The organism is Burkholderia sp. Ac-20392, from assembly GCF_017104585.1.
GTDB classification, from domain to species: Bacteria; Pseudomonadota; Gammaproteobacteria; order Burkholderiales; family Burkholderiaceae; genus Burkholderia; species Burkholderia lata.
Window position 1 is genome coordinate 1 of record NZ_JAAGPB010000404.1, and the last position, 7,876, is coordinate 7,876.

The 7,876-nt window shown below is 66.7% G+C and carries 8 protein-coding genes and 1 pseudogene; 7 read left to right on the top strand and 2 right to left on the bottom strand.

The annotated features are described in order from the left end of the window. Together G3N99_RS30235 and G3N99_RS30240 are read left to right on the top strand one after the other, a co-directional pair. A pseudogene (locus G3N99_RS30235) lies at positions 1–880 on the top strand (thioredoxin family protein); the annotation flags it as partial. 73 nt (positions 881–953) lie between these two features. Next, positions 954–1,319 carry a 5-carboxymethyl-2-hydroxymuconate Delta-isomerase gene (locus G3N99_RS30240; RefSeq protein WP_174940669.1) on the top strand — a complete coding sequence of 122 codons (366 nt, stop codon included), beginning with the start codon at positions 954–956 and terminating at the stop codon, positions 1,317–1,319. Positions 1,320–1,396: 77 nt separating this feature from the next. Here G3N99_RS30240 and G3N99_RS30245 read toward each other — a convergent pair whose 3' ends face one another. Together G3N99_RS30245 and G3N99_RS30250 are read right to left on the bottom strand one after the other, a co-directional pair. Next, positions 1,397–1,660 (bottom strand): DUF4148 domain-containing protein, encoded by a 264-nt coding sequence (locus G3N99_RS30245; protein WP_206124203.1) that lies wholly within the window; start codon positions 1,658–1,660, stop codon positions 1,397–1,399. A gap of 247 nt (positions 1,661–1,907) precedes the next feature. Then, entirely contained in the window at positions 1,908–3,311 is a 1,404-nt protein-coding gene (locus tag G3N99_RS30250; RefSeq protein WP_174940673.1) for a GntP family permease, read from the bottom strand. 317 nt (positions 3,312–3,628) lie between these two features. Between G3N99_RS30250 and G3N99_RS30255 the strand changes: the two genes are divergently transcribed. The 5 genes from G3N99_RS30255 to G3N99_RS30275 all read left to right on the top strand — a co-directional run. Next, positions 3,629–5,107 carry a sigma 54-interacting transcriptional regulator gene (locus tag G3N99_RS30255; protein ID WP_206124204.1) on the top strand — a complete coding sequence of 493 codons (1,479 nt, stop codon included), beginning with the start codon at positions 3,629–3,631 and terminating at the stop codon, positions 5,105–5,107. Positions 5,108–5,161: 54 nt separating this feature from the next. Beyond that, on the top strand, positions 5,162–5,689 hold the full coding sequence (locus G3N99_RS30260) for a BON domain-containing protein (RefSeq protein WP_174945773.1): 528 nt from the start codon (positions 5,162–5,164) through the stop codon (positions 5,687–5,689). A gap of 61 nt (positions 5,690–5,750) precedes the next feature. Next, positions 5,751–6,023: a hypothetical protein gene (locus G3N99_RS30265; RefSeq protein WP_174940679.1), complete on the top strand. Its 273-nt coding sequence runs from the start codon at positions 5,751–5,753 to the stop codon at positions 6,021–6,023. A gap of 103 nt (positions 6,024–6,126) precedes the next feature. Beyond that, a complete protein-coding gene (locus G3N99_RS30270; protein ID WP_174940680.1) occupies positions 6,127–6,426 on the top strand; it encodes an H-NS histone family protein in 300 nt (99 codons plus the stop codon). Between the two features lie 603 nt (positions 6,427–7,029). Then, the coding region (locus G3N99_RS30275; protein WP_206124205.1) for a CoA-binding protein at positions 7,030–7,876 on the top strand (847 nt) is incomplete at its 3' end.

The following is a 7,876-nucleotide window of genomic DNA, read 5'->3' on the forward strand; positions in this document are numbered from 1 at the left end:
TGCCGGCGCGCTCGACAAGGCAGCGCTTGCCGATTCGTTGCGCACGGTGCTGCAGGATCCTGCGTTGTCGCGTGCCGATTCGGATGTGCTGGTTGCGGCGCCTGCGCGCGTGGTTGCGTATCTCGGCGGCGACGACGCGCAGCGCGCGAAACTGCGTGGCGCGTACGACTCGGCCCTCGCGCGCCTGTCGACCGATACCACGCTGTCGTCGATCGACCGGCTGATGGCGCTGCACGGCCGCGTGCTGCTCGCGCGCGGCGATGCACGCAAGGGCGCACCGCTGGCCGCGCCGGCGCTGGCCGACACGGCGCGCAAGCAGATCGCCGCGTCGGTGCAGGGCGCCGCGAATGCATACGAGCGGCAGGCGCTCGTCAGCGAAGGTGCGGACACGCTGACCGACGCGGGGCTGTACGACGAGTCGGATGCGTTGCTGAAGACCGAGCTGACGCGTTCGTCCACGCCGTACTACTTCATGTCCGGGCTGGCTGCGAATGCGAAGGCGCGCGGCGACAAGGCCGCGGCGCTCGACTGGTACCGCAAGGCATATGACTCGGCGAGCGGGCCGGCGACGAAGCTGCGCTGGGGCGCGACCTACTTTGCGAATGCGGTCCAGCTGGCGCCGGACGATTCGGCGCGCATCGAAGGGATTGCCGCGAGCGTGCTCGCGCAGGCCGACAAGACGCGGGACGCGTTCTACGGCGCGAACCTGCGCGCGCTGACCAAGGTCGTCACGCAGTTGAACCGCTGGCGCGGCAGCGGTGCGCACGATGCGTCGGTCAAATCGATCGCGAAGCAGTTCGACGGCATCTGTGGGAAACTGCCCGCCGGCGATCCGCAGGCAAGCGCCTGCGCGCGTCTGATCCAGCCGGTCAAGGCATAGATCCGGTGGCACTGCGTGGGCTTTCGGGATGCCTTCCGGCGCTTTTCCCGATACCCACGAGGCCACCGACACCATGCCCCACCTGACGCTCGAATATTCCGCGAACCTCGACGGGTTCGACGCCGGCGCGACCCTGCGCGCGCTCAATGCCGCGCTTGTCGCGTCCGGCCATTTCGACGAACTCGACATCAAGAGCCGCGCGCTGCGGTTCGATACATTCGCGGTCGGCACGTCGCCGGCGTCGCGCGCGTTCGTCCACGCGAAGCTCGCGGTGCTGAGCGGCCGGACGACCGACGTCAAGCGCGAATTCTCGGAGCAGGTGCTGGCGGAGTTGAAGCGGCACGTCGTTGCGCCGCCCGGCACGCACCTGCAGCTGTGCGCGGAAATACTGGAGCTGGAGCGTGAGTCCTACGCGAAAGCGAGCATCGAGCCGCGCTGACCGCGCGGTGCGGCGCGCGCTGCGCGGGCCGGGAACGTGGCGCTGACGCACACACAGCCGGCGGCTTCGAAACCGGATTATTGGCCCGGGGAGTACGCGCCGCGATTGCCGTAACCGGCGCCCGCGCCCCGCGGGGCACCCTGCTGCCGGGCGATCTTTGCCTCGGCGGCCTGAATGCTGGCCGGGTAGAACCAGTCGCTCGGCTGGAAGCCGGCCTTTCTCAATGCAACCACTTCAGAATGAACTTCGGCGCGCGTAAGCGGCTGGTTGGCTTGCGCCTGCGCGGCGAGGGGAGCGGCGAAGGCGGCAGCGAGGGCGATGGTGCGGATCAGCGGCTTCATGAACGGATACCTCCAGGTTTGCGACGGTGCCGATCGCATACGGTGACCGTCGAAAGCAGTGTAGGCCTCGCCCGACGCGCGAAAAATGCCGCTGCGACCAACGTAGTGTTCTGCTGTGGACAACAATGAGTGAGCCGGCGAAAGCGCCCGGGCGGCGCGCGGCAAAAAGGGGGAGGAGCGGAGGAGAAGCCGGCCGCATCGACGCGGCCGGTGGGCAGCGGCCCGGAGACGGGCCGCCGAGGGGCTGTTACACGAGCCCCGTCGTGTAGTACACGGCGATCACGAAGAACACGGCGAGCGTCTTGATGATCGTGACCGCGAAGATGTCGCGATACGACTCGCGGTGCGTGAGGCCCGTAACCGCGAGCAGCGTGATCACCGCGCCGTTGTGCGGCAGCGTGTCCATGCCGCCGCTCGCCATTGCGACGACCCGGTGCAGCACGTCCAGCGGGATATTGGCAGCCTGCGCACCCTTGATGAACAGGTCCGACATCGCGGCGAGCGCGATGCTCATGCCGCCCGATGCCGAGCCCGTGATACCGGCGAGCGAGCTGACCGACACGGCCGCGTTGACGAGCGGGTTCGGAATGCTTTTCAGTGCATCGCTGACGACGAGGAAGCCCGGCAGCGCGGCGATCACGCCGCCGAAGCCGTATTCCGACGCGGTGTTCATCGCGGCGAGCAGCGCACCGGCGACGGCGGCCTTCGAACCGGTCGCGAAACGGCCGCTCACGCGCTTGAACGCGGTCAGGATGACCAGCACGATACCGAGCAGCAGCGCGGCCTCGACCGACCAGATCGCGACGACCGTCTTGATCGACGTCGTGACCGGTGCGTGCACGCCAGGCAGCACTTCCGGCGCGACCGTGTACGACGCGGCGCCGTACCACTGCGGAATCAGCTTCGTGAACGCGAAGTTCGACACGCCGACGAGGATCAGCGGCAGGATCGCGAGCGCGGGATGCGGCAGCGACGTGGTCTCGACGCGCTCCGGCTCGTTGACGAGCGACGTGCCGTAGCCTTCACCCTTCGCCATCGCCGTACGGCGGCGCCATTCGAGATACGTGAGGCCGACGACGATGATGAACAGCGAGCCGATCGTGCCGAGCGCCGGCGCGGCCCAGGCGGTCGTCTTGAAGAACGTGGTCGGGATGATGTTCTGGATCTGCGGCGTACCGGGCAGCGAATCCATCGTGAACGAGAACGCGCCGAGCGCGATCGCACCGGGCATCAGCCGTTTCGGGATGTTGCTCTGGCGATAGAGTTCGGCCGCGAACGGATAGACCGCGAACACCACGACGAACAGCGACACGCCGCCGTAGGTGAGCAGAGCGCACACCGCGACGATCACCGCATTCGCGCGTGAACGGCCGATGTAGCGGATCGCCGCATGGACGATCGATTCGGAGAACCCGGAGAGTTCGATCACCTTGCCGAACACTGCGCCGAGCATGAACACCGGGAAATACAGTTTGACGAAGCCGACCATCTTCTCCATGAAGATGCCGGAGAAGACCGGTGCGACGGCGGCGGGTTCGGTCAGGAGCACCGCGCCGAGCGCGGCGATCGGCGCGAACAGGATCACGCTGTAGCCGCGATACGCGGCAAACATCAGGAACGCCAGCGCGGCGAGGACGATCACGAAAGACAAGGGGAGTCTCCTAATGGCTTTGGTTGTTGTTCGATCGCGCGACGCGCCGCGGACCGGCTCAGGTTCGTGCAGGTTTCGTGCCATCGGCCGCATTGCACCGCCGGACGTGGGTCCGCCGGAGACCGGCGGGCCCGCGCCGGTCGTTGTCTGAGGATTCTACATAAAACGTCTCGATCTGGAGACGAAATGGCCGTCCGGCCAGCCCGTGGAAGCGGGCAGGGCTTTCCCGGACAACGCATTGCGGCGTGTCTCCAGAGTGAGATAATCCGTCTCGTTCCGGAGACAACCGGTCGAAAATACACGGAGACGAAGACACGATGATGAACGACTGGGCGCGCCTGCCCGTCAACTACGGCGACGTGCTGCGGCGCGCCGCCGAGTCGCTGTTCCGGACCTTCGAGGATTCGAGCGCGGGCACGGTGGTCGTCGATCGCGATGCGCGCGTCGTGTGGATGAACGAGCGGTACGCGGCGCGCTTCGGTTTCGCCGATCCGCAGCAGGCCGTCGGCCTCGACTGCGAGGCCGTGATCCCGAACAGCCTGATGCGCGAGGTCGTGTCGACCGGGCAGCCGATCCTGCTCGACATCATGGAGACGGGCCGCGAGCCGCTCGTCGTCACGCGCCTGCCGCTGAAGAACGAGGCCGGCGAGACGGTGGGCGCGATCGGCTTCGCGCTGTTCGACCAGTTGAAGACGCTCACGCCGATCTTTTCCCGCTATGCACAGCTTCAGCAGCAGCTGATCGCGACGCAGCGTTCGCTCGCGCAGGCGCGCCGCGCGAAATACACGTTCGCGAGCTTCGTCGGCACGAGCGCCGCGAGCCTCGAAACCAAGCGCCAGGCGCGCCGCGCCGCGCAGGTCGATTCGCCGGTGCTGCTGCTCGGCGAGACGGGCACCGGCAAGGAACTGCTCGCGCATGCGATTCACGCGGCGTCCGCGCGTGCGCTCCAGCCGCTCGTGACCGTCAACGTCGCCGCGATTCCCGACACGCTGCTCGAAACCGAATTCTTCGGCGCGGCGCCCGGCGCATACACGGGCGCCGATCGCAAAGGGCGCGTCGGCAAGTTCGAGCTGGCCGATCGCGGCACGCTGTTTCTCGACGAAATCGGCGACATGCCGCTGCCGCTGCAGGGCAAGCTGCTGCGCGTGCTGCAGGACAAGGAATTCGAGCCGGTCGGCTCGAACCGGATCGTGCGTGCGGACGTCCGGATCATCGCGGCCACGAGCGCCGACCTGCCGGCGCTGGTCGCGGCCGGGCGTTTTCGAGCGGATCTCTATTACCGGCTGAACGTGCTGACGATCCATGCGCCGCCGTTGCGCGAGCGCGCGTCCGACATCGCGGCGCTCGTCTACGCAACGCTCGAGGAATTGGCCGCGCAGCACGGACGCGCCGCCCATTGCGAGCTGACCGACGATGCGCTGCGGATGCTGTGTGCGTATCCGTGGCCGGGCAACGTGCGCGAGTTGCGCAATACGCTCGAACGCGCGCTGATGCTGTCGGACCGGTCGGTGATCGATGCGCGTGCGCTCGCGCCGTTCCTTGGGCCGGTGCGCGTATCGACGGACGTTGCGGCGCCGGCGCAGCCGCTGGCCGTGGCGCCGGTCGAACGGCGCGCGGGCGAGGTGCCCGCTGCGTCGACCGCTTCGTATGCCGATGCATTGGCGGCGTGGGAGCGCCAGTTCCTGACCGATGCGCTGGCGGCCTGCGACGGGAAGGTGGTGGAAGCGGCCGCGCGCATCGGGATCGGCCGCGCGACGCTGTACAAGAAACTGGCGGCGCTGGGCATCGACCGGTAAGCCGAACGGCCAAGCCGACGCGCTCGGACGTGAAGCATCGAACAGGAGATCACGATGAAACGGATCGGCATCGCAGGGTGGCTGACCCTGCTGCTGGCGACTGCTGCGTTCGCGCAGTCCGGCGACACCGATGCGCCCGAGGCGCGGCGCAACTGGTACAACGATCCGTTCGTCGCGCTGTCGCGTGACGTGGCCGAATGCCCGTTGCCGCTCGGCCCGTGGATGACCCGGGCCGAGATGACGGACGACGCGCATTACCGCGCCGAACGCGGCACCACCTGCTGGCTCGCGCATCGCTGCACGAAGCCGAATTCGTATATGTATGACGCACCGATCGCCGACGCCGTGAAGGCGCACTTCGCCGGCTCCGATCGGCTGCATGGCACGAGCCTGTGGATCACCGTGCAGCGACGTTTCATTTACGTCGAAGGATGTGCCGACACGGCGTTCGATCAGCAGGCGTTGCAGCGCGAACTCGAGGCGCTTCCCGACGTCGAGCAGGTGTTCGTTCGCATCACCGACGATCCACGCAAGCGCTTGCCGTACAAGGCGCGCGGGCAACCCGGCCGTACGCCGAACTGACGGCCGAAGGGCCGCGCATGGCATACTCGCGACATTCAAAAAAAGGTTGACGGGAAGAACAATGAAACACATGCTTGCGTCGGTCTGTCGGTGGCCTCGGGCGGCCGTTGTTTTGGCTCTGGTTGCAGGGCTCGGCGGGTGTGGCGGCAGCGCGCCGCTGTTCACTTCGGACGGGCGTCCGACTACCCAGGTGCAATGCACTGGCAGCGACTGGAGCAATTGCACGGACAACGCCCGGGCGATCTGCAACGGCGATTTCGAAGTGCTTCAGCAATCGAGCGATGACGCCACGCGAAATCTTCTCTTCGCGTGCAAGAAGAAGAGCGGTTATTGATCCCGAGATAACCGGCTGAGGCGGCCACGATCGGGCGAAGTGTTTTTCTGTTGGCTGAGAGTCATCTATTTTTCACGAATAACACTCACGGAGTCCCATCCATATGGCGACCTACAGGCAACTGACCGCACAGCTCGAACGGCTTCAGCAAAAGATCGACAAGGAACGCGAGAAGGCGATTGCCGATGCGATTGCCGATATCCGCGCGAAAATCGAGGAATACGACATTACGCCGGAAGAGCTCGGGTTTCGTCCGGTAGGCGCGGCCACTGCCACAGCAAAGCCGAAGCGTGCGTCGCCGCCGAAATACCTGAACCCGAAGACGGGCGAAACGTGGAGTGGCCGTGGGCGCTCGCCGACGTGGCTCGGCAAGAACCGCGCACGTTTCCTGATCAAGGACTGACTCCCGAAAAACCTCACCTTTCGCGTACTGACTGACGGTGCGAACGGCCATGCGGCCGTCGCACCGTTTTGTTTTTGTGCATTCCCGGCGCGATTCCCGACGGCGCATTGAACTGCGACGCTGCGCAATCAACGGATCCCGTTTTGCGAATTCGCTGCGATTCGACGGCATATCGCGGCGAATTCCGGTAAACAGCCGTGCAATTGCGCAGCACATGCGCATTGGCCTGCGCCATTCTCGTGGTGCACGCGTGCTGCGAATTCCGATCACCTTTCGCGTGTTTGCGCGGGGCGCCGTGCAATTCCCGAAGAGTCTCACCATAGCTCCCGTAAATCCTCACCTTTGACGAAGCGGACGCAGCGTCGCGCTGCACGCCTGTACCGTGTGCGCCGAGCGAATGTGCTCGGCCGGCGCGCGGTGATGGCTTCCATACTCGTGTTGCAGATCCATGGTGCGAGCGTTGACGTGGGTCGAATAGTCGACCGTTCGGCATATAGGCAGCCGCATGTGCTTCGCCTATGCTTTGGGTTCGCGTCGATCGGCGTATGGTCTCTCCGTGCCGCATGCCGATCGGGTCGTCTTTCGTTACCGCAGGGAGCCGATGTGACCGTTCGCCATCTCGATGCGTTGTTCCAGCCCAAGTCCGTTGCGGTCGTCGGTGCGTCGTCGCGCGCGGGCAGTATCGGCGCGATGGTGTGGTCGCGCGTGCTCGACGGCGCGTTCGAGGGGCCCGTGTGGCCCGTCAATCCGAAGTATCGCGACCTGCACGGGCATCCGGTCGTGGCCGATGTCGACCGGTTGCCCGCGCCGCCGTCGGTGGCCGTGATCTGCACGCCGCCGGCCACCTGGGCCGGCATCGTGCGCAAGCTCGGCGAGCTCGGCACGCGTGTCGCGGTGATCGTCGGCGAGGCGCGCACGGACGCCGATCGCGCCGCGCTCGATCGCACGCTGAAGGCGGCGAAGCCGTTCGTGCTCCGTATCGTCGGGCCGGGCAGCCTCGGCGTGCTGTCGCCTGCACGGCATGCGCATTTCGGCGCGCCGGCCTACACGGCGCGATCGGGCGGCGTCGCGTGGGTGTCGCAATCGAATGCACTGACGAACGCGGTGCTCGGCTGGGCCGATGCGCGGGGCCTCGGCTTTTCGCATGTCGTCGCGCTCGGCGGCGAGTCCGACGTCGATGCGGGTGACGTGCTCGACTATCTCGCGAGCGATCCCGGCACGCGCGCGATCCTGCTCGAACTCGACACCGTGCGCGCCGCGCGCAAGTTCATGTCGGCCGCGCGCGCGGCTGCGCGCAACAAGCCGGTGCTCGCATTGCGCACCGGCCGCGCGGATCCCGGCGACGCGCTCTATACGGCGGCGTTCCAGCGCGCGGGGATGGTGCGTGTGGATGCGCTCGACGATCTGCTCGACGAGATCGAGACGCTCGGCGTCGGCCGCGTCACGGCGC

Excerpts from the sequence above, each read along its gene's own strand:
- G3N99_RS30265 (WP_174940679.1), top strand. The coding sequence starts at position 5,751 with ATGAAACACATGCTTGCGTCGGTCTGTCGGTGGCCTCGGGCGGCCGTT.
- G3N99_RS30270 (WP_174940680.1), top strand. The coding sequence starts at position 6,127 with ATGGCGACCTACAGGCAACTGACCGCACAGCTCGAACGGCTTCAGCAA.
- G3N99_RS30240 (WP_174940669.1), top strand. The coding sequence starts at position 954 with ATGCCCCACCTGACGCTCGAATATTCCGCGAACCTCGACGGGTTCGAC.
- G3N99_RS30245 (WP_206124203.1), bottom strand. The coding sequence starts at position 1,660 with ATGAAGCCGCTGATCCGCACCATCGCCCTCGCTGCCGCCTTCGCCGCT.
- G3N99_RS30255 (WP_206124204.1), top strand. The coding sequence starts at position 3,629 with ATGATGAACGACTGGGCGCGCCTGCCCGTCAACTACGGCGACGTGCTG.
- G3N99_RS30260 (WP_174945773.1), top strand. The coding sequence starts at position 5,162 with ATGAAACGGATCGGCATCGCAGGGTGGCTGACCCTGCTGCTGGCGACT.